This is a genomic window from Chromohalobacter sp. HP20-39 (assembly GCF_033052815.1).
Classification (GTDB): domain Bacteria; phylum Pseudomonadota; class Gammaproteobacteria; order Pseudomonadales; family Halomonadaceae; genus Chromohalobacter.
Map to the genome: position 1 here is coordinate 1 of NZ_JAWHTP010000580.1, position 279 is coordinate 279.

The window sequence follows — 279 nt, forward strand, 5'->3', positions numbered from 1 at the left end:
GGTAAGTCATCAGCACGCGGAACAGGTTGATGCCCATTGAGCAAATTGCCTGCAGGTCGGCATCGCGGCCTTCCTGTTTCGCCACCACCCACGGAGCCTGTTCATCGACATAGCGGTTAGCCAGATCAGCCAGCGCCATGATTTCGCGCACGGCTTTACCAAATTCACGGCTTTCCCACGCTTCACCAATCACTTCAGCGGCATCAGTGAAGGTTTTGTACAACTGCGGGTCAGCCAGTTCGCTTGCCAGCACGCCGTCAAAACGCTTGTTGATAAAGC

The 279-nt window shown here is 55.2% G+C and carries 1 pseudogene; it reads right to left on the reverse strand.

Annotation, left to right across the window (positions count from 1 at the left end):
- Nucleotides 1-279 (reverse strand): annotated as a pseudogene (gene metG / locus RVY79_RS19265) (methionine--tRNA ligase); the annotation flags it as partial.